The sequence below is a fragment of the Endozoicomonas sp. ALE010 genome (assembly GCF_049310165.1).
GTDB lineage: Bacteria > Pseudomonadota > Gammaproteobacteria > Pseudomonadales > Endozoicomonadaceae > Endozoicomonas.
Genome location: NZ_JBLYNV010000069.1, coordinates 1 through 19,175, shown reverse-complemented (window position 1 = coordinate 19,175; position 19,175 = coordinate 1). Strand labels below are relative to the sequence as shown.

Annotated in this window: 21 protein-coding genes; 3 read left to right on the top strand and 18 right to left on the bottom strand. The window is 52.8% G+C overall.

The genetic code is table 11. The features are described from left to right. Positions 1-51: 51 nt before the first annotated feature. The 18 genes from ACO6UY_RS20915 to ACO6UY_RS20830 form a co-directional block, all read right to left on the bottom strand. On the bottom strand, positions 52-1,005 hold the full coding sequence (locus ACO6UY_RS20915; protein ID WP_422447181.1) for a flagellar motor protein MotB: 954 nt from the start codon (positions 1,003-1,005) through the stop codon (positions 52-54). After that, positions 1,005-1,874, bottom strand: coding sequence for a flagellar motor stator protein MotA (gene motA / locus ACO6UY_RS20910; RefSeq protein ID WP_422447179.1), 870 nt, complete (start codon positions 1,872-1,874; stop codon positions 1,005-1,007). The genes ACO6UY_RS20915 and motA overlap by 1 nt, the downstream gene beginning before the upstream one ends. Positions 1,875-2,013: 139 nt before the next feature. Continuing rightward, positions 2,014-2,535 (bottom strand): flagellar basal body-associated FliL family protein, encoded by a 522-nt coding sequence (locus tag ACO6UY_RS20905; RefSeq protein ID WP_422491100.1) that lies wholly within the window; start codon positions 2,533-2,535, stop codon positions 2,014-2,016. Positions 2,536-2,571: 36 nt separating this feature from the next. After that, complete coding sequence (locus tag ACO6UY_RS20900) at positions 2,572-3,681, bottom strand: hypothetical protein (RefSeq protein ID WP_422491098.1); 1,110 nt, start codon at positions 3,679-3,681, stop codon at positions 2,572-2,574. A gap of 444 nt (positions 3,682-4,125) precedes the next feature. After that, entirely contained in the window at positions 4,126-4,545 is a 420-nt protein-coding gene (gene fliS, locus ACO6UY_RS20895) for a flagellar export chaperone FliS (protein WP_422447173.1), read from the bottom strand. 42 nt (positions 4,546-4,587) lie between these two features. After that, complete coding sequence (gene fliD, locus ACO6UY_RS20890; RefSeq protein ID WP_422491097.1) at positions 4,588-5,934, bottom strand: flagellar filament capping protein FliD; 1,347 nt, start codon at positions 5,932-5,934, stop codon at positions 4,588-4,590. Positions 5,935-5,942: 8 nt separating this feature from the next. Next, a complete protein-coding gene (locus tag ACO6UY_RS20885) occupies positions 5,943-7,436 on the bottom strand; it encodes a flagellin (RefSeq protein ID WP_422491096.1) in 1,494 nt (497 codons plus the stop codon). Positions 7,437-7,445: 9 nt separating this feature from the next. After that, the gene (locus ACO6UY_RS20880) at positions 7,446-8,372 is read right to left on the bottom strand and encodes a hypothetical protein (RefSeq protein WP_422447167.1); all 927 of its coding nucleotides are present in this window, start codon (positions 8,370-8,372) and stop codon (positions 7,446-7,448) included. 5 nt (positions 8,373-8,377) lie between these two features. After that, entirely contained in the window at positions 8,378-10,060 is a 1,683-nt protein-coding gene (gene flgK, locus ACO6UY_RS20875; protein ID WP_422491095.1) for a flagellar hook-associated protein FlgK, read from the bottom strand. Beyond that, positions 10,051-10,344: a hypothetical protein gene (locus tag ACO6UY_RS20870; protein WP_422491093.1), complete on the bottom strand. Its 294-nt coding sequence runs from the start codon at positions 10,342-10,344 to the stop codon at positions 10,051-10,053. Before ACO6UY_RS20870 ends, flgK begins: the two co-directional genes overlap by 10 nt. A gap of 186 nt (positions 10,345-10,530) precedes the next feature. Next, on the bottom strand, positions 10,531-11,739 hold the full coding sequence (locus tag ACO6UY_RS20865) for a flagellar basal body P-ring protein FlgI (RefSeq protein WP_422447161.1): 1,209 nt from the start codon (positions 11,737-11,739) through the stop codon (positions 10,531-10,533). Then, the gene (locus tag ACO6UY_RS20860) at positions 11,736-12,434 is read right to left on the bottom strand and encodes a flagellar basal body L-ring protein FlgH (RefSeq protein ID WP_422447159.1); all 699 of its coding nucleotides are present in this window, start codon (positions 12,432-12,434) and stop codon (positions 11,736-11,738) included. The genes ACO6UY_RS20865 and ACO6UY_RS20860 overlap by 4 nt, the downstream gene beginning before the upstream one ends. Positions 12,435-12,459: 25 nt before the next feature. After that, entirely contained in the window at positions 12,460-13,242 is a 783-nt protein-coding gene (gene flgG, locus ACO6UY_RS20855) for a flagellar basal-body rod protein FlgG (protein ID WP_422447157.1), read from the bottom strand. Between the two features lie 13 nt (positions 13,243-13,255). After that, positions 13,256-13,981, bottom strand: a complete 726-nt coding sequence (locus ACO6UY_RS20850; RefSeq protein WP_422447155.1) for a flagellar hook-basal body complex protein — start codon at positions 13,979-13,981, stop codon at positions 13,256-13,258. Between the two features lie 31 nt (positions 13,982-14,012). Next, positions 14,013-15,218 carry a flagellar hook protein FlgE gene (locus ACO6UY_RS20845; RefSeq protein WP_422491092.1) on the bottom strand — a complete coding sequence of 402 codons (1,206 nt, stop codon included), beginning with the start codon at positions 15,216-15,218 and terminating at the stop codon, positions 14,013-14,015. A gap of 38 nt (positions 15,219-15,256) precedes the next feature. Next, complete coding sequence (locus ACO6UY_RS20840) at positions 15,257-15,934, bottom strand: flagellar hook assembly protein FlgD (protein WP_422447151.1); 678 nt, start codon at positions 15,932-15,934, stop codon at positions 15,257-15,259. Between the two features lie 400 nt (positions 15,935-16,334). Further along, positions 16,335-16,769, bottom strand: coding sequence for a flagellar basal body rod protein FlgC (gene flgC / locus ACO6UY_RS20835; RefSeq protein WP_422491090.1), 435 nt, complete (start codon positions 16,767-16,769; stop codon positions 16,335-16,337). Positions 16,770-17,038: 269 nt separating this feature from the next. After that, a complete protein-coding gene (locus tag ACO6UY_RS20830; RefSeq protein ID WP_422447147.1) occupies positions 17,039-17,434 on the bottom strand; it encodes a flagellar basal body rod protein FlgB in 396 nt (131 codons plus the stop codon). Between the two features lie 177 nt (positions 17,435-17,611). Between ACO6UY_RS20830 and flgA the strand changes: the two genes are divergently transcribed. The 3 genes from flgA to tnpA form a co-directional block, all read left to right on the top strand. After that, positions 17,612-18,343, top strand: a complete 732-nt coding sequence (gene flgA / locus ACO6UY_RS20825) for a flagellar basal body P-ring formation chaperone FlgA (RefSeq protein WP_422491089.1) — start codon at positions 17,612-17,614, stop codon at positions 18,341-18,343. After that, positions 18,343-18,756 (top strand): hypothetical protein, encoded by a 414-nt coding sequence (locus ACO6UY_RS20820; protein ID WP_422447960.1) that lies wholly within the window; start codon positions 18,343-18,345, stop codon positions 18,754-18,756. Before flgA ends, ACO6UY_RS20820 begins: the two co-directional genes overlap by 1 nt. 259 nt (positions 18,757-19,015) lie before the next feature. Continuing rightward, a partial coding sequence (tnpA, locus tag ACO6UY_RS20815; RefSeq protein ID WP_422463264.1) for an IS66 family insertion sequence element accessory protein TnpA occupies positions 19,016-19,175 on the top strand: 160 nt, incomplete at its 3' end.

Sequence of the window (19,175 nt, the reverse complement as noted above, 5' to 3'; positions counted from 1 at the left end):
GCCGCTCTGAACGCTCATGCTCCTGCAGGCGCTGGAAGCGGTGAAAGTTGTTCACTTTGAAGGTTGCGGATAACGGTTATCCCTGGCCTGCTGAACGGCTTTTTCCATATCCGATGAAGGCACCGGTGAGGATGCTTTTTCTTTATGCCATTTATGTTGGAACTTGCGACTCAACCCTTTGGCGTCTTTTCGGGGAACCAGCATCAAGTCGACCCGGCGGTTTAATCCTGAATCCGGACTCAGCCCCGGAATAGGCCGGTTAGCTCCCATCGCTGCCAATAACAGTATCTGATCTTCCGGTACTCCGGTAAAAACAATCACTTCCCTGACCGTTTCGGCCCGTTGTCCGGCAAGCTCCCAGTTTACCCGGTTGGGTTCTGTCGAATTTTTAAGGTCAGAACCAATCACGCCATCGGAGTGCCCGGTAATAATGATTTTGAAGGGCAGTTTTGCCAAAACCTGGGCCAGGGCGATTAGAAAATCTTCATAAAATGGCACCAGCTGCTTGCTTCCCGGTGGAAACATGGGGCCGACTTTATCCTGAACCAGTGTCATACGAATCATCCTGGGCCAGGTCTGCAGCTCAATGTCTTTTGCCTCGATGGCACGTTCTTTCGGCAGTTTGGATAATCCGAGCACAATGGCAGCGATGCCCTCGGCACTGGCAGTGTTATGACCGGCAAGCTCTATACCCGTCATGCCGGAGGGCTTTGGCCGTATCTGCACTGGTATTCCCGGTAATATCGAGCGCTCTCCCTGCATCTCCACCGGCGAGTTACTGCTAACACGGTTGAGAAGACCCGGATTGGAAAAATAGGTGGCAATGGCTTCCTTTTGCACGGGTGTAGTCGCGGCCACCAGCCAGAGCACCAGGAACAGGGCCATCATGGCCATGGCAAAATCGGCAAAAGCCACTTTCCAGCTGCCGCCATGGTGCCCATTGCCGTTGGCAGTGCGCCCCCGACGGACCACAATCGGCTGATTGCTATCTGGAGCCCTGGCCATTAATGGCTAGCCCTCAGGGATTGCAGCATATCCTCCAATTCCGGGAATGTAGGGCGTAACTCTTTATAAAGCAGCCGCCGCCCTGAATCCACGGCGGTAATCGGTGCCAGCCCTGAGTGGCTGGCAAGCAACGTCATTTTGACACATTCAAACGCCAGCATTTCACTCTGCTCAGTACTTTCCAGCGCTGCGGCCAGGGGGCCAAAAATACCGTAGCACAGCAATATACCCAAAAAGGTACCCACCAGTGCTGCTGCTACCTTGACCCCGATCAGCTCTACCGGCCCATCCATCGCACCCATAGTCACCACGATGCCCATCACCGCAGCCACAATACCAAAGCCGGGGCAGGCATCAGCAATAGTGTTCAGTGCTTTTGCCGGTCGTTTCAGATCCTCTTCCAGGGTTTCTATCTCGCTTTCCATCAAACCTTCAAAGGCATGTCCGGGCATACTGCCCATACCGGTAATCCGTAAATTATCGGTGATAAAACAGAGCAGTCGTGGATGGGATATGATGCGCTGGTAGCTCTGAAACAGCTCACTGCTTTCCGGTGTTTCAATATCGTCTTCAATGGCGTTCATGCCCTTTCGATGCCGGGTTTCAATCAGGCGGAACAGCAGGGCCAGCAAATCCATAAAGAAGGCTTTGTCGAACTCTTTATTTCTGATCAGTACGTATTTCAGATGAGTGAGGGTCATTCTCTGGACAGTGGCCGGGTTGGAAATCACAAAAGCACCGATCGCGGCACCGAGGATGATAAGAATCTCAGGGGGTTGCCACAGTGCCAGCAGCTTGCCGCCGGCCATGACAAACCCGCCAAAAACACTCAGAAACAGGATGGCAAAGCCAGCGACTCTCAATAGCATGCAAAACTCGGTACGTTGTTAATATTAAAGATAAAACCTTGCTACGGAGACACGGAGAACAGAAAAAATCTTTTCCTCTGTGCCTCCGTGTCTCCGTGGCAAAAAAGAGGAAGTTATTCCGGGACAATTCGTGGTGTGATTACTGAATCACCATATTAATGATGAAGACATCCTCTACCCCCTTAGTCAGTGATAGCCCCGTCCTGTGACGAACCGTAGTCAGAAGCTGTTTCCGCAATTCCTCGCGATTTTCCGGAATCATCACATCCTCGAATGTCCAGGATGACAGCTGGTCAAGCATGGCATTGAGAATGACCGGTCGATTCATTTCCATTTGTTCAAGGCATTTGCTTTTTCGGGTCATGATAGAAACGGATAACTGCATATAATGGAGTTCATAGGTTTCATCATTAGCCAGATTGACGATCATATCTTTAAACGACAGATATTGCGCAGGTCTCGGTGCAGCCGCAGAGGGCACTGGCGATGGTGAGTCGTCATCCTCCCGGAAAAAAAACCAATACGTTGCACCACCTGCAATAGCAAGCATGACAACCCCCGCCAGAATAACAGCGATGAAATTAACCCTGCCAAGCTGCACTGCTGGCCACTGAGCATAGGCACTGTTCTTTATGGTACGGTCATCGTCGTCAGTCTTCATATTCTCTTCGTGTTCATATGCATTGCTAAACAATGGCTAAATATGCAGATCAATAAGTGCCACACCAGCGTACCGCGATAACGCAATGGGTGACCGATACGCTTGTGAGGTTTGGGGTGCTAAAGCCAAAAGATCTACGTCTGTGCCAGAAAAGTATGACATTCCTGCCAACTCTTCGGCCAACGGATACTGCCTTCCCCGGTCTGAGCCGGAATGATCAGGAGTGGTTAATGAGAGTGCTATTTTCAGCCCAGACTCCGTTGCTGAAGAACCACCGGGCCCTTCTTTATTCACTGAACTGCCGGGAGTGTGCATCTGCTGAATGCTGTCGCTGACCAGCTGGTGCAGTGTAGAGGAACAGCTTTCCAGGGTTGGCAGAGACTGCTGGCTGGCTTGCAGATTCACGGTGACCTCGCTGTTATGGCGAGTCATCACCACCTGCACCGCACCCAGTCCGGGAAGCTCGGCAACGGCCCGGGCATAACGATCCCCGCCAAGCATCAAACAGTTTTGCACCGGGGCTGTTACCGGTTGAATTGCAGACGATTGATTTCCGGACGATTGATTTCCGGGCAATGGCTGGCGGACGCTGGCAGGTTCCAATCTTTTCAGAGGTGTATCCGATACCTCAGCTGTTGCTGGCTGTGTGGTTGTCTGACTTTCCTGATCGGCGGGCGGCTCCAGGGTCGGCTCTGGGGCTAAAGCCTCCTGATTCGACAGTGTTCGCTTTTGTGTGGCTACCATAGAAAGCTGTGCAGACTGACGCAGTGAGCCAAACTCCATGGTTTGCTGAACGTCAGGTAACACAGCCTGGCCGGAAGCCTCTTCCCCCGGATGGTCAGGCTTAACTGGCCCCATCTCTACCGGGTCTGGTCTCCGGGTCAGTTGATCAGACGGCAAGTGTTGTAAATTTAACGTCAATTCGGGGTGAGGGTGAACCGCTGGAACTTCTGCATCTGTGGTCGTTGCCCACTCAATTGCCTGTATGTCTTCCCCGAAATCCGCTGTGTTGGTGTAGATAGTCGATGGTAAATCGGAATGTAAAGACGGATTCGAAGCCCCCTCAGGATTTATCGGTCCCAGAGGTTCGATCATCTGCTGCAGAATTGCCTGAAACTCATCTTCCTCCGGCAGTCCGTTCTGCACCAACCCGTTCTGTACAGACAGCCGCCCGGTTATCGCCTCCCGGAAATACGAGGCTGGAAGGAATTGTCCTTGAATAACTTCTTGCCACGGAGACACGGAGGCACGGAGAACAGAAAAAATCTTTTCCTCCGTGCCTCCGTGTCTCCGTGGCAAAGTTCTTTCCTGGCTGGATAGCATCGGAAATGTGGAAGTTATTTCAGGAGTGTTCCGAAGTGCGTCGATCACACGGTCAGTCTCTGTGCCAACTGTCTCAATATTCATAAAAGATGGCTCTCTGTTTACGATAAACAGGCGGGCTCTTTCATCGCCCTGTTCATCCCATGATATGGACAGGGGAACCGAACTTTCTGCTTATGGCTGTTAATAACTTCGACATTTCAGTAAGCGCTGCCCGCTTCCCGCCACCCGCTGCCCGAAAAAGACAGGCTCCAGCCTTAACAAGTCTCAGTCATCTGCCCCTTGCTGTATGGCCAACTCATCCCAGGCACCTTTAACGGTATCGATCATAGACCAGGCGGTATTCAGGGAGGCAGTATCATTATCAGCGATCACGGATGTCAGACATGCAAGGCAGTGGTCATATAATTCAAGCAGCCGGGCGGTAAGTTCATTGGCCGACGGGGGTTGATCTTGCTGATTGTCGACCATGGCAAGGGCCTGGTTTCTTAATACCATCAAAATAGAGAGGGCGTGGTGAATCCGCTCTCCGCGGGCGGCACTGTCACCACTGTTGATATGGCCGTGGCAGCGGTCCAGGTCATCCAGGAATAATTGGTACAGTAGGGAGGTCTGCTGGAAAATACTCTCTTTTCGGGCCAGGTGCCCGTACTGATGCCGGGTGTATTCAGTGGCTGGAGACTTCATAATCGCTCCTTATTGTCGTTGGTGAAAGTCAGGTCAAGCAGGTCAAATAGTTTCAACATAGGCCAGGTTCCGGTTCATGCGCTGTACCGTTTGCTCCATATTTAAAAACTGCTGATTGGTGCGCTGATGAAGCAATTGTCGTCTCATATCCAGTGCATACTGGTCTGACGCCAGCCGTTGCAAATCCCGTGACAGATAACTGATCCTCGATATTAAAGGGCCACTGCCCGATAACAGCGTGTCCATTTTCTGCGCCAGTGCCAGCACCGGCTTGTCCCGGTCCGACAGAAACTGCAGGACCGGGTAGGGCATGGCATTCAGCTGGTGGCGAAACCAGGCTTCATCCAGAGACCATAAACCGTTGCGCTCAGTACTGACCCCAAGATCCAGTAAACTGGTGATCTGCTCTGAGCTGCTTAACTCGGTATCTGCAGACGTGGCGTTAACCAGTTTACGCAACTGACTGCTGATTCCCCTCAGGGAGGCGGGGGTGCCCGCATCGATCTGGAGGCCCTGGTTGTCCCTGGGGTCACTGGCTTGCAGCAGGCTATTGCAGTGATTGACAAATTCCGACATTGCGCTGACCAGTGCCTCAACATCCTGACTGACCTCAATATATAACTGCCGGTCAGGGTCCGCCTGTTTCAGGGTCAGGCTCAGCCCGTTAATGGCCGGCTGGTTAACATTGCCGGGCAGAGAAAGGGTTACGCCGTTGATACTGACCAGTGCGTCAGCCGGAGCCACCTGTTCAGACATAATATCCGCCAGGTAGGCACCGGTTCCGGTGCCACTGAGCATCATACGAAGATCAGCCCCTTTTTCTGCCCCGGTCAGCAGCAGCTGTTGCCCCGCCTTGCCGTTAATGACCGTTGCCCGGACTTTCCCCTGAGTACTCAGCTGAATGGATCTGGCGATGGTGGCCAGGGTACTGTTGGCAACAATATTAACCGTCCAGTGTCCACCATTAAGGGCAAGATCCAGCGTACCTGCGTCTTTAAAGGCGGTATCTCTGGCAAACGGTGGACTGGTCATAATTTGCGGTGAGGCCAGCTGATGGACCGACAGCTGATAACTGCCGGGATCAGGACGCCCCCTGACGCTGACGCCAACCCGGTCAGACTCACTGGACACCGCAACCCAGCGGCCAAGACCGTGGCCATTGCCATTCACATGGTGACTGTTGAGGCTGGCTTCCTGAACCAGCGCCCGGGCGGAGTGCTGCAGGTTACTGACCGCCTGATAGACCGACACCATCAGATCCTGCTCCCGGGACAGCTGATTTTCCCGCCGTTTCAGAGCATTTTCCGAGGGTGCCATGTCGGCATTGACCACAGCATCCACCACAGTCCCCAGATCAAAACTGCCCGGCAGTGGCGCAACCGTATTCATTCAATGATTCACTGCAACAGGGCCAGGACTTCCTGCTGCATGGTGTTGGCCCGGTTCAGGCCGGACATACTGGCTTGTTTCAGCACCTGATCCCGGGTCAATTTGGACATTTCGCTGGCATAGTCGGTATCTTTAATCCGGCTTCGGGAGCCCATCATATTCTCCCGAACGTTCTGAAGGTTGTATATGGTGTGCTGGAAGCGGTTTTGAATGGCACCCAGGGTGCCCCGGTTGGAATCCACGTCGGCTATTGCGTGATCAAGGATTTTGATGGCTTGCTGTGCACCAGCATAAGTGGTGATATCGATGGAATCTACCGGCATACTACCAGCCAGCGGTGTCTTTGTGGCAGTGGCGAGCCCAGTCCCTAAATTACCATCGCTTTGCATGGTATAGGTGGCGTTTTTATCCGAGCCGACCCACTTAATATCACCCACGACTTTCAACGCTCCTGACGTAATTGACTTTGCTGTCCCAGTCGTACCACCTGCATAATCGAGTGGCTGGGCTGTGGCAGTGAAGGCAAGCGTTTTCTTTCCGGATGAACTATGGTCTGCATCTGCAGCAGTTGCCTCCAGTTTCATATTCTGACCAGTGGAATCAACCAACGTTATTTTACGGTTGCCGCTCGACGCAATCGTTACATCATACGGTGAAGAATCCAGCTTTCCCTTCAGTTCTTGTAAGGCGGCTTGAAAAGTAGTAGAAGCACTCGTCGATGCGTAAGCAGTGTCATTCACGGTCAGGGTAATGGTATCGCCACTTTCCCAGTCAGTAGCTGTCAACACCACTTCTGCCCCTGTCTTTGCCTGTCCACTTAAATCGGATACCGCGCTTGTTACCTTACGGGCAATGGATTGGGCGGTATCCGTGGTTAATATGGGTATATTGCTTTCATTGCCATCAACCCCGACCGTCAGGCTCTGTGCTGCAATGGCGGTTGTCCCCGGCAGACCCATGCCAGAAAATGTAAGCGTTGCCCCCTTCATGATACCAATGTCTTTACCGCTGACACTCTTGACATTGACGGTAATAATCTCATTGGCGTAGGCACCCACCTGAATGTTCTTGTCAACAAACGAACCATCCAGCAACTTCTGTCCGGCAAAGGTGGTGGACTCGGCAATCCGGTTCAGTTCCGCCCCCAGCTGTTTCAGCTCCCCGTTCAGGGCAATCCGGTCATCGCTGCTGTTGCTGTCACTGGCGGACTGTACTGCCAGGTCCCGCATCCGCTGGAGCAGAGACGCGGTTTCCGTCATGGCCCCTTCCGCCGTCTGGGCAATAGAGATGCCGTCATTGGCATTACGCACCGCCATACTCAGGCCATTAATCTGTGAACTCATCCGGTTACTGATCTGCATCCCGGCGGCATCGTCAGCGGCACTGTTGATGCGATAACCGGTCGAGAGCCTTTGCATCGCTGTATCAAGACCGTTCTGGGCCCGCTCCAGACTGATCTGGGCTTGCATTGATGGAATATTGGTGTTGATACTGATGGCCATAACAGCCTCCTAGAGATAATCAAATAACGACAGGTTCGCTACTTCAGAAAGCCCTTTAAGAGCGGCTTCATACTGTACTTTCTGCTGATTCAGATGGCTGATGGCACTGACATAATCCAGATCACCCAGCTGACCCGCCTGTTCCTGAAAGTACAATCTGGCCTCGTGAAGGTCACTGCGAATACCGTCCAGTGCTTTCATTCGGGTTCCCAGGGCGGCATGAATGCTGCCAGCCTGATTCTGTGCCTGATCAAGCTGTACCAGGTAACTGGCAAGCAGCGTTGACAGGCTGGCGGGTGGAGCCTGAAGTGTCTGCGCTATCTGACCGAGCATAAGGATTACATTAAAACCTGATCCACCGTCGTTCACAGTAAAGCACAAAGAGTCAGCACTGTCCGTAGACGACATTGTTATATCGGAAGCGACTGTTATTTGCCGGATGTCGTTATTTTTATTAAAAGTAAACGACTCACTACCATCACTGGCGGTTGCAACAGTCACCGGCGGTGTACTGGTCCGGGAGCCGGAAAACAGGTAATAACCTTCGGCATCACGGCTGTTTAACAGCCCGATAATGGCGTTTCGCCACTGCACAACCTGCTGCCCGAGGGTGGCCAGGTCCACCGCTGCCAGCCCGGGGTTGTTGGCCTGCAGCACCAGCGCCCGGATATCCTGCAGGTAGCCGGTATAACTCTGCAGCAGGGTATCTTCCAGTTGCAGCTGGGAGGTCAGGGCAGTAATGGAATCCAGGTAATGGTTCGTCTGGCTGATCTCCCGGTGCACACTCTGCAGGTGCGTCCAGCTGCCCGGTGCCCTGGCTGGTTGGGTTATCTGTTTGCCCGTGGCCACCTGGTTCCAGCCTTCCAGCTGGTGCTGACTGATGTTTTGCAGATCCTGCAAAACCATGGCCTGCTGTTGTGCTGTGCTTATCCGCATCGGTCTCACCGACAAACTGCCAGCAATTCATCAATAATCATCTGACTGGTTCGTAACAGGCGTGCATTGGCCTGGTAGAACTGCTGGAATCGCAGCAGGTTAGCCGCTTCTTCATCCAGATTAACACCACTGAGACCCTCCCTCTCGGCAACCGCAGCCTGATATAAACTCTGACTGGTTTTCTGCTGTCGTTCAGCGGAAGCCGTCTGGTTGGCAACAGACGACTGAAGTAAAATATTAGCTTCCAGTACATCAGGACATTTCGCACAATCACCGTTTAAACAGCCAAGCAGTGCCAGCAGATTCCGGTTGTCGCCGGGGCCTGAGCCTTGTGCCGCAAACGCCAGCTGCTCAGGGTCGTTAAGGACAATACTCAATTGTGTGGCTTCATGGCGCCAGGGCGTCAGCAGGAACTGATCATTGATAGCCGGTGTTCCTGTCAGGTGAATGGTAAGGCCATCAATGGTAAAAGGCGTGCCTGCCGTCAGGCTGCCACTGAATGATTGCCCGTCCGACAGCCTGGTTACACGACATTGATCAGAAGCCGTAAATACCAGCTGGTATTCCGATGGCACCAGCCGGGAAATATCGCCGATTGCAACGGTCAATGCCTCCGTCCCCGAAACCGTTGACGGCAGGACCCGCTGCTGCATGGCCGATGTCGAGTTGATATCCTGAAACAGTGGCTTACCTTTATCACCGGCCAGATCAACACCCAGCTCCAGCTGAGAGTTCACTTCCGAGGCCAGCACCAGCGCCATCCGCCCCAGCTGATTGATGACGGGCATCAGCCCATCCCGATGGAGCTTTTGCAGCCCTGCCAACCGGCCCTGCTGCGGTGTGACCGGAACAGCGACGCCTGGGATATTGACCATCACATCGGGGTTCATTGGGTCAGCAGCGTCCGGGTTGATACTGAGGTCAAAATACTGCGTGCCAATGATCAGGGGAATCGCCCCCTGGCTGGATGGAATCACCAGGTTAACGGCATTATTGCTGTTGCGATAAACCTCCACCGATACCTGTTCAGACAGCTGATTAATCAGATTGTCCCGCTGGTCCAGCAGGTCCGCACAGTTGCCATCGCTGATTTTATGGCTGCTTTTATGGCTGCTTTTATGAATATAGCTATTGCCTTCGATGATCTGTTTATTAAGATCAGCAATGGCCGCGCCCAGCCGATTGGCCTCGGTGATCACATTGCTGATCTGGCTGGTCCGTTGTTGCGAGATGACCTGCAGCTGCTGACCCAGGGTATGAAAACGGTCCACCAGTTGTCCGGCACTGCCCAGCCATTGCTGGCGCAAGGGTAGAGACTCCGGGCGCGTTTCCAGCCGTTGCAGGTTACCGATAAAGCCATTGAGCACCTGGGTTAACCCGGTGTCTTCCCGGCCAAGCAACTGATCAAGCTGCACCATGGGTATGGCAAAGCTGTCTGCCATTGACTGGCTGGCACTGGCGCGAAACACCTGGTCATTAAGATAGTCGTTCGATACCCGCATCAGATAAAGTACCCTGACGCCACCCAGTTGATTCTGCAAACCGCCCCAGTGGCTCTGTTGGGTGATCAATACGGGTTGTCGTCGACTAAACCCGGGGGTTGCGGCATTGGCAATGTTATGGCCGGTATTATTTAACAAAATATCCGCAGCGTTCACCCCGCTAAGCCCGATATGGTTCACCGCCATGGCTGGTCACCGGACAGTTTTTCCGCCAGCCCCTCTGCCAGACACTGTGCCAGCAACGCTCCGGCAAGTTCGTTCTGAAACAGCGATGCCGTGCCGTTGTGCTCTTTGCCGGAAAACAATCCTGAGGTTTTCTGCAGCTGACGGGTCACTTCCCCCAGCAACACCCGCATAAAGTCGTTGGATGATGCTTCGCAATCACGGTTGCTGCCGTTGACCGGCCTGCTGGCCCCCGCATCAAGGGGAAAGGCAGGGTGGGTGGGGTGGGATAGCGGCGTAATAACCATGGCAAATCTCCGATTGGGAATTGTCCCGAAATAATTTCGACATTTTGAACTCGATCTCCGTTCATCCTGAGCTTGTCGAAGGGTGACAGGCACAATACATGAGGCCGGAGTTCACGCCCTTCGACAGGCTCAGGACGAACGTGGTTTTGAAACTCAGAAATGTACAAATTATTCCGGGGCAATTCCTCACATAATAACCAGCTCACCCTCCATGGCCCCAGCTTCCTGAATAGCCTGGAGAATCGAGATCAGTTCATTGGGCGTCAGTCCGGCACTGTTCACCACATTAACAATATCGGACAGGCTGGTGGTGGCAGGGACAATAAACATGCCACCGGTTTTTTGTATGATGTCGACGGTGCTTTGCTCCTCGATTTGTGTGGTCCCAAGAGAAAATGGGTTGGGCTGTATCACGCTGGGACGCTCCATGACTTTCACTGTGGTGGAACCATTGCTCACGGCTACCGGGCGAATGCGGACATCGGCACCAATAACGATGGTTCCGGTACGGGAATTGATCACGACGCGGGCCGGGGTGACGCCCTGGGGAACATCCAGAGTCTCCAGCATGGACAGAAACGTCACCCGGTTATTCCGTCCCTCGGGTACCGTGACTTCAATCTGGCTGCCATCCACTCCCCGGGCAATATGACTGCCAAAGTGATCATTGATAGCCTTGACCAGTAAACGGCTTTGGCTGTAATTCTGCTCCCTGAGATTTAATCGTACGACACCAGGCGTTACTTCCGGAGGAATGATCGACTGTTCAATGGTCGCACCTCCCGGAATGCGTCCGACCGTCGTTGTATTGATACTGATCTGGGTGCCGGTAGCGCCCTGGGCAGACACTCCGCCAACAATCACTGAACCCTGGGCCAGGGCGTAGACCTGGCCATCAATACCCCGTAATGGTGACGCCAGAAGCACACCGCCACGGAGACTTTTGGCGTCACCAATCGAGGAAACCATCACATCAAGCGTGGTTCCCGGGCGGGCAAAGGTGGGCAGGTTGGCACTGATACTGACGGCAGCAACATTCTTCATCCGCGGATCACTCCCCGGGGGTAACTGAATACCAAACTGGCGCAGCATGTTGACCATGGACTGACTGGTAAAAACGGTTTGACGGGTCTGGTCGCCAGTACCCTGCAAACCAACCACCAGGCCATAGCCGATCAGCTGGTTTTTGCGCACACCTTCTATATCAACCAGATCCACCAAACGTAAGGCCTGGCAGGGTGGCGGAAAAACAACAGTCGCCGCCAGTAACAGCCCGGCCAGAAGGCTGTCCGACAGTAGCGCCCGAATAAAACCGATTTTTTCAGCTCCATTTACAACTCCAGCGGCCGCCACCGCCGCAGGGCAGGCTATTACCGGGCCGTCCCCTGATCTCAAAATGGAAACCAGCTGCTGTTCAGAATACGGGTGAGCCAGCCCTGGGTGTTGGCCTGGGCCAGGTCGCCCCGGCCGGTATAACTGATTTTTGCATGGGCCAAACGCAGCGAGGAGACCTTGTTGTCCTGGGTAACGTCTTCAGGGCGCACCACACCACTGACAAAGATGACTTCATCACCCTGATTCAGCCGGACCATTTTGCTGCCCTTAACCAACAGCGCCCCACTGGGCAGCACTTTTTGCACGACCACGGTCACCGAGCCGGTTAAATGGTTTTGCTGAGAGGTCGATCCTTTGCCGCCAAAGTTCCGTTTGCTGCTGAGTTGTGTGTCCAGTCTCGAGTATTTGTTCCCGAATACCGTGGGGGGCGCTATGGTGGCACTGGCATTTTTGTCCAGGCTGGTATTGGCCTTTTTACTGGAGAAGGTCTTTTCCTGCAGCATCACGGTCAGAATATCGCCGGGGCGATAGGCTTTCAGATCATCAAACAGGCGCATACTGGTGGCATATGTATAAAGACTGCCCGGTGCCGGTGCCGGAGGGGGCTCCGGGGCACGGGTAAGCACGGGTTCAGTGTCTTCATCGTCGGCATTATTCAGGGGCTGGTTGTGTGGCAATACCACCTGACAGCCCGGCAACCCGATCACCAGCACAGCGATCAGCCAAATAAACATCGATGTAACTGTTTTGCCCATAGGGTGCATCCGGTTTGAATTGTTCCTAACTGCTTTTCACCAGATATTCCTGGGAATTACTGGCCACATCGATGGCCCTGGCCTGCATTTCATAAGCCCGCTGAATCATGATCAGATTGACCAGCTCTTCCACCACATCCACATTGGAGGCCTCAAGGGAAAACTGCCGGATTTCACCAAGACCATTGGTGCCGGGAACGCCTTCCACAGGGGAACCGCTGGCAGCGGTTTCCAGATAGAAGTTATCGCCGATGGACTGCAGCCCCATGGGATTGATGAAATTAACCAGAGAGATCTGCCCCAGAACCTGAGCTTCCGGGCTGCCGGGCATGGCAACGGATACCGTGCCATCCTGACCAATGGTGATGTTCCGGGCTTCCATCGGGATGGTGATCACCGGCTCTATCGGCTGGCCGGTGGCCATCACGATTTCACCTTCGGCATTGAGCTGCAACTGTCCGTTACGGGTATAAGCCATCTCTCCGGAAGGTAACTGAACCTGCACAAAGCCATCGCCGACAATAGCCAGATCCAGCGCATTACCGGTATTCTGGACATTGCCATTAGTAAATATTTTCTGGGTGGCGGTGATTCTGGCACCCGTACCCACCTGCAGGCCGCTGGGCAGTTCATCCCCACTGTTGGCCATTGCTCCGGCCTGTTTCAGGGTGGTATAAAACTGATCCGCAGCCACCACCCGTTCTTTTTTATAGCCATAGGTGCTGATATTACTGAGGTTCTGGGAAGCAGCCATCATTCTGGCATCCTGCAGGGTCAGGCCGCCCTGGTTTATCCACAGACTATTCATAGTGGCGCTCTCATTAACGACGGGACAGGTTCAGCAATTCATTGCCTCGCCCTGCCATCTGATCAAAGGCTGATAACATACGAACATGGAGATCCATGGTTTTTCCGGTTTCCACAACATTCAGGTACTCCGCCATCAGGTCAACATTGCTCTCTTCAAGCGCCCCGCTGACCATCTTGACCCGTGGATCAGGGACTGGTGCACTGCCATCCACCAGCCTGAACAGGCCATCCGGGCTCCGAATCAGGTTGGCCACGGGGGGATTGGCAAAGCGGATACGCCCCACCTCTTCAACGTCCTGACTACCGGCAGGAATGACACTGACAGACCCCTCACTGCCAATGGTCAGCTGACTGAATGCAGGGATGGTCAACGGCCCCGTCTGTCCCATGACGCGGGCACCATTGCCGGTCAACACCTCACCCGTTGCGGTCAGACTGAGCAAACCGTTTCGGGTCAGCCCTGCCTTGCCGCTGGCATCTTGCACCACTAACCATCCGGCACCGTCGATGGCTACATCCAGCTGGCGTCCTGTGGGTCTCAGAGAGCCGCTGGTGAAATTGGTGGCAGCCTGAAGGGAAAATGCGGGTGCCCGTTGTTGGGCCATCGCCGTCTGTGTCTGTGCCAGTTTTTGCGCAAATACCGAGTCGCCCCGGTAACCGGGCACCGACTGACCGGATAAATTACCCGCAAACACGGACAGGCTTTGCCAGATGCGTTCGGCACTGGCGGTAGTCATCTGCATTCCGGAAAACATGGCCAGGTGCCCGTCAGGTGAGATTGATCAGTGTTTGCGACAGGACATCTTCTGCCTGGAATGCCTTGGCGCTTACCTGAAAGTTGCGCTGGGCGAGAATGACATCCGACAACCCGCTGGCCAGATCCACATTGGACTGTTCAACAAACCCCGCCCTGATAAGGCCCGCGCCATTAAGGCCCGATGGACTAAAGAGCGGAGTGCCGGATACCATAGACGACATCCATGTATTATTCCCATTAACCACTAACCCGTTATCATTGGGAAAGGTAGCCAGTGCCACCTGACCAAGCAGGTATTGCTCACCATTGCTGTAGCTACCCTGCAGAAAACCGTTTTCGGCAAAACTGACCTGGTTAAGGCTGCCCGCCATTTGCCCGTCAACCACCTGGGGACGAAATGCCGAATCGATTGCGAACTGGGTGATGCCGGAAAAGTCCATGGCCAGGGGCTGGAGAACGGCACCTGAGGGCAGCTCCGGTGGTGTCAGTGAAAACTGCGCATCGGCGGGTGTCGTCAACAGGCCTGAGCTGTTGAATGTCAGGTTTTCTGTCTGTTTGAGGGACTGCCCATCCACCTGAAATTCAAGCAGCCACTGACTGGTCTCGGTTTTGGTGAAATAGCTACCCAGCGTATGTTGTTCGCCAAGGCTATCGAAAATATTCAATGCTCCGTACCAGCTGAATGTCCTTGGGTCTGACGGGTTAAGGGCAACCGTCGTACGATTAATCACCGGTTCACTGGCATTGAGGTTAATGATAGCTGATGCTTTAGTGGTTGCTTTGCCTGGCCGGTCAGCCTGACTGACCTGCAAGTCAACCAGTTTTGAGGTATCAACCGCACCCTGATTGTTGACACCAAAGCCCCGGAGGCGATAACCACTGGGGTTCACCAGATAATACTCCTTATCCTGATTAAACAGGCCTGCCCGGCTGAAGAGCTGCTCACCACTATTACCAAGAACAAAAAAGCCCTTACCATCAATGCCCAGATCAAAGGCATTACCCGATTGCGTCAGCTGTCCCTGGGAAAACGCCTGTTGGGTTCCCAGCAGCGTGACCCCGGACATATCCACCGATGTGGTTCCTGCCTGGGCATAGACATCACCAAGAATCGCCCGAAACGATTTATAACCATTCGTTTCCGAATTGGTCAGGTTCTGGCTGGCTATATCCAGCTGACTTCGGGCAGCATTCATGCCCGTGATACTGATTGACATAGACGCTTACCTCTCCGATTAGACAACAACCGTCAAGCTTATGGCCGGGTCACGGAATGAATGCTGGACAGTGCCACTGGCTCCATTGCCTCAAGCCTGATCTGCGGTGCCTGATCAGAGCTGTTGAAAACAATACTGTTTGCTTTACTGACCAGTTGCACAGGAACCACTTCACTATCACCATCCAGGGTGCTTTGCAGCCAGTACTGACCATGAGGCAGCGAGCCAAACAGTTGGTCCAGGCTTTTCTTTATGGAAGTACCCGGTGACTCATTATGACGCCCCTGATAATGGGCTTCTTTTACCGGGGTACCATTTTGATCGGTGAGCAAAAAATGCAACAAGTGCCCTGTACCTGGCGAAGGAAAGGCCAGGGCTAATTTATTCCCATCGCCATTGAATGAAAACTGGCGGGCATCAATAGCGACCTCCTGACCCAGCAGTGCCGTAGCGCTGGACAGTTGGGCCGTTGCAAACTGATCGCCCAACCGGCTGATACCGGCGTGAATATCTCTTAACTCTGACACGGAAGTCATGGCCGCCAGCTGATTCAGCAGATCACCGCTTTCCATCGGTTCAAGCGGGTTCTGGTGCTTAAGTTGAGTAATCAACAACGTCATAAAGTTTTTACTCAAGGCACTGGAACTGTCGGAGGAAGACGACGATGCGCTACCATTCGGAGTGGAGGCTAGTTCATGTTGAATGGATGAAATCATAGTGATACCCACATGTCATATCGATTTCGACGGCAGGGGACTGTCTCGAAATAGCCTTCCTTCTTTTAACGCAAATCCCACCAGACCAGGCACTGTTATACATACACAGCACATCTCTCACGGTTCCTCGGCTGTTCATATCCCTCCGGACTCCCTCGCAGAGCGTGGGGGGACTGTATGGGTATAAGTGCTTTATCTGCACTAGTACACGGTTTCAATGTAATTGATGGGTTCCCTCTATCAATGGCACCCAAACTCCGTTCGTCCTGAGCGGAGTCGAAGGACCCATAGGGCCTAAAGGCGTAAACTCCATGCCCTGAATAAAGACTGTACCAATCACCCTTCGACTCCGCTCAGGGTGAACGGAGATTGTGCACAGCAAGCTCATTGAAATGACGTACTAGCTATGAACACCGATCAGCTCCAGTGCCTGGCCCTGCATTTGACGGGCGCTGGTGAACACCGAGACAGCCGCATCAAAAGACCGGGCTGCCGAAATCATGGTTGCCATTTCTTCAATCGTGCTGATATTCGGGTAAAACACTTCACCGTTAGCATTAGCCAGAGGATGGCCCGGTTGATAGCGCACCTGGGGAGGTGACTTATCTTTGATAATACCCGCTACTTCAACGGTAAACGCCGGAATATTCTCTCTGGCAGCGGAGCCAGCATCTACGGTTCTGGCCTGAAGTAACGCTCGCCCCGGCCGCATCACCTCAGCAGCAGACGCTGCTGCAACCTCATTGTAAGAGAGCGCCTCGGCCACCAGTGTCATACGGGTCGCCTGGGCGACCATGGAATAACCAGACATAGCCTGAACCAACTGCAGACTCATGGGGTACTCACTTCATCGAATTAACAATTTATGACGTCTATTCTCGGTCAGCCTTCCAGTAGTACATGGTTTCAATGGGTTTGATGTGTACAATCTCCGTTCACCCTGAGCGCCCTTCGACCCCGCTCAGGATGCACGGACGAAGGGTGCTTGGCACAATCTATCAGAGTCCGGAGTTTCCGCCTTTAGGCCCTATGGGTCCTTCGACAGGCTCAGGACGAACGGAGTGCGGAGGCACGTCAACCCGTCAAACTCATTGAAACCATACACTAGCGACCGCTGATCACCTTATCAAGCATGCTCAGACGCTCCCGGATTAACGATATGCTGATATTGTACCCGGCCATCGACTGTGCAAGTTTTGCCTGCTCCAGTGCCAGAGATACATCGTTACCATTTTCCGAGGCAATACCGCCTGAATTTTTAAAGGCAATGGATAACTCAACATCCGCCAGTTGATTTGGGGTGATATGCCGTTTGTCTGAGACCGACAAATCCTGAGATAAACCATAAGCCAAATGGTAAAAGTTCAGATTAGCTTCAAGTGCCCGGTATTGTGGTGTTTCAATATTAAAAATATTGCCTGACTGGATGGCAATCTGAGAGCTTCTGAGCTGTGCAACTCTTGGGTGTATACCCATGGCCGACTCAAATGAAATCAACATACAGGCTATCTATTCGTCTATATTAAGTCGTGTGTAAAGAGTAGTACGTTGTCGTAAAAAATGTATTTATTTGTCACATATTTTATTCTCGTCAGGGAGCTATCAATCAGTCGTCGTTTTGTTTTTTCCCTGTGTCTGTGCTTACTCAATATTCCCAATATTGCAAACGCCCATACAGTGTCATGTACGGATACCAGCCCGCAGTCAGATCAATCAGATAAGAGCACTGATCAAAGGGTTCAGGGGGTGGTCATCAGTCAACTCTGTGAGCATTCGCGCTTATTGGCTAAACGCTTTAACGGCCGTAATCCCCGGGTGGTTTTGTTGCATAAAGAACGCTGGCAGCAATTGCCAGACTGTCCGGAAACACCGGATATCCGCTTCTCTGCCATGGCTCAGAACGGTAAACTGCCATTATTGATCAGCTGTCCTGATCATCTCGGCACCTTCCCGGAACACCGCTGGAAACAACGGCTGGCGGTCAGAGTGGATTTTGACGTATCGGTATTGCTTGCCGACAGGGATCTTAACCGGGGCGAGGCGTTGTCGGGGCCAGCATTGTCGGGGCCAGGACAGCCGAGGCTGAAAACATCAAAAGTCCGTTTGAGTTCCCTGAAACCGAATGTATTTCAGGATAATCCTTCCGGATACATCGCTACCCGAAAGATTAGCGCCGGCACTGTGATTACCACCGATATGGTAAAAAGGGCCACTGCTATCCGTCGGGGGCAGCATTTAACCATTGTTGTTCAATCAGAAAATATCGAATTAACTACCACCGGTGTCGCCATGGAAAGCGGCCATGTCGGCGATATTATCCTGGTTCAGAAAGAAAATGGCAGACCGTTCAAATGCCGGGTGATCAATGAAGGTGAGGTACGCCCGGTTGAAGGGGAGAGGCGGTCATAATGTCCAATGATGAGTCTCAAGACGATGGGGGCCAAAAAGAGAGTTCGCAACCTTATCAGTTACTGCAAAATCTGGAGAGGCTGTTGAGCCTTCAGGCCCGGGAAATAACCCGAAAAAATATTGAGTCAGTGGTGCACTTATCAGGGCAATGTGCTGATATTTGCCAGCAGTTAGAACCCATCTTATTAGCATCACGTCAGGATAAAATAACAAGTGACAGTCCTCAGGTGCTTGAAACAGAGCGATTGATCCGGTCGTGCCGGGCACTGCAACAGAGTAATAGCCATCAACTGGCGAGACTGGCCGATTATTGCAATGCATTTATAGAGTTGCTCCGTGGGCCGCCCTTATCCTACGGTAAAAATGCGACTGTCAGATATCAGTCCAGTCGTAATACTTTGTGCAAATTGTAAAATAAAAAAGAATACCAAAAGATTTTAAAGCCACAACAATTAAATATTTCGTTCTTTTGCTGATAAAAGTGTATTCAGAGGTCTCTGGCGATTTCACCATTTGGCTCGAACAGGGTTTAAATTGACATAGGCCATAAGCAGAGCCGCTTCGTTGAGCAGCGCCTGGCTTTTGTAACGTCCTTCCCGGAACGTAACCGCCAAAATAACCCACGTCCTACCCCGCTGAGATTTGATCGTGGATCATAAAGCCTCTGATTACATGGAGGCTCCGATGACCACCCCAGAAACCACTAAAGAACAATGGCTGCAACGGATCGAAGCCTGGCACGACTCCGGGCTTAGCCAAAAAGCCTGGTGCCGACAAAACGGCGTCAGAACATCACAGCCTGGTTATTGGAAAAAGAAGCTGTGTGAAGGCA

Coding starts and splice junctions, on each gene's coding strand:
- ACO6UY_RS20915 (WP_422447181.1), bottom strand. CDS start 1,005: ATGGCCAGGGCTCCAGATAGCAATCAGCCGATTGTGGTCCGTCGGGGG.
- motA (WP_422447179.1), bottom strand. CDS start 1,874: ATGCTATTGAGAGTCGCTGGCTTTGCCATCCTGTTTCTGAGTGTTTTT.
- ACO6UY_RS20905 (WP_422491100.1), bottom strand. CDS start 2,535: ATGAAGACTGACGACGATGACCGTACCATAAAGAACAGTGCCTATGCT.
- fliS (WP_422447173.1), bottom strand. CDS start 4,545: ATGAAGTCTCCAGCCACTGAATACACCCGGCATCAGTACGGGCACCTG.
- fliD (WP_422491097.1), bottom strand. CDS start 5,934: ATGAATACGGTTGCGCCACTGCCGGGCAGTTTTGATCTGGGGACTGTG.
- ACO6UY_RS20885 (WP_422491096.1), bottom strand. CDS start 7,436: ATGGCCATCAGTATCAACACCAATATTCCATCAATGCAAGCCCAGATC.
- ACO6UY_RS20880 (WP_422447167.1), bottom strand. CDS start 8,372: ATGCGGATAAGCACAGCACAACAGCAGGCCATGGTTTTGCAGGATCTG.
- flgK (WP_422491095.1), bottom strand. CDS start 10,060: ATGGCGGTGAACCATATCGGGCTTAGCGGGGTGAACGCTGCGGATATT.
- ACO6UY_RS20870 (WP_422491093.1), bottom strand. CDS start 10,344: ATGGTTATTACGCCGCTATCCCACCCCACCCACCCTGCCTTTCCCCTT.
- ACO6UY_RS20860 (WP_422447159.1), bottom strand. CDS start 12,434: ATGGGCAAAACAGTTACATCGATGTTTATTTGGCTGATCGCTGTGCTG.
- flgG (WP_422447157.1), bottom strand. CDS start 13,242: ATGAATAGTCTGTGGATAAACCAGGGCGGCCTGACCCTGCAGGATGCC.
- ACO6UY_RS20850 (WP_422447155.1), bottom strand. CDS start 13,981: ATGACTACCGCCAGTGCCGAACGCATCTGGCAAAGCCTGTCCGTGTTT.
- ACO6UY_RS20845 (WP_422491092.1), bottom strand. CDS start 15,218: ATGTCAATCAGTATCACGGGCATGAATGCTGCCCGAAGTCAGCTGGAT.
- ACO6UY_RS20840 (WP_422447151.1), bottom strand. CDS start 15,934: ATGATTTCATCCATTCAACATGAACTAGCCTCCACTCCGAATGGTAGC.
- flgC (WP_422491090.1), bottom strand. CDS start 16,769: ATGAGTCTGCAGTTGGTTCAGGCTATGTCTGGTTATTCCATGGTCGCC.
- ACO6UY_RS20830 (WP_422447147.1), bottom strand. CDS start 17,434: ATGTTGATTTCATTTGAGTCGGCCATGGGTATACACCCAAGAGTTGCA.
- ACO6UY_RS20820 (WP_422447960.1), top strand. CDS start 18,343: ATGTCCAATGATGAGTCTCAAGACGATGGGGGCCAAAAAGAGAGTTCG.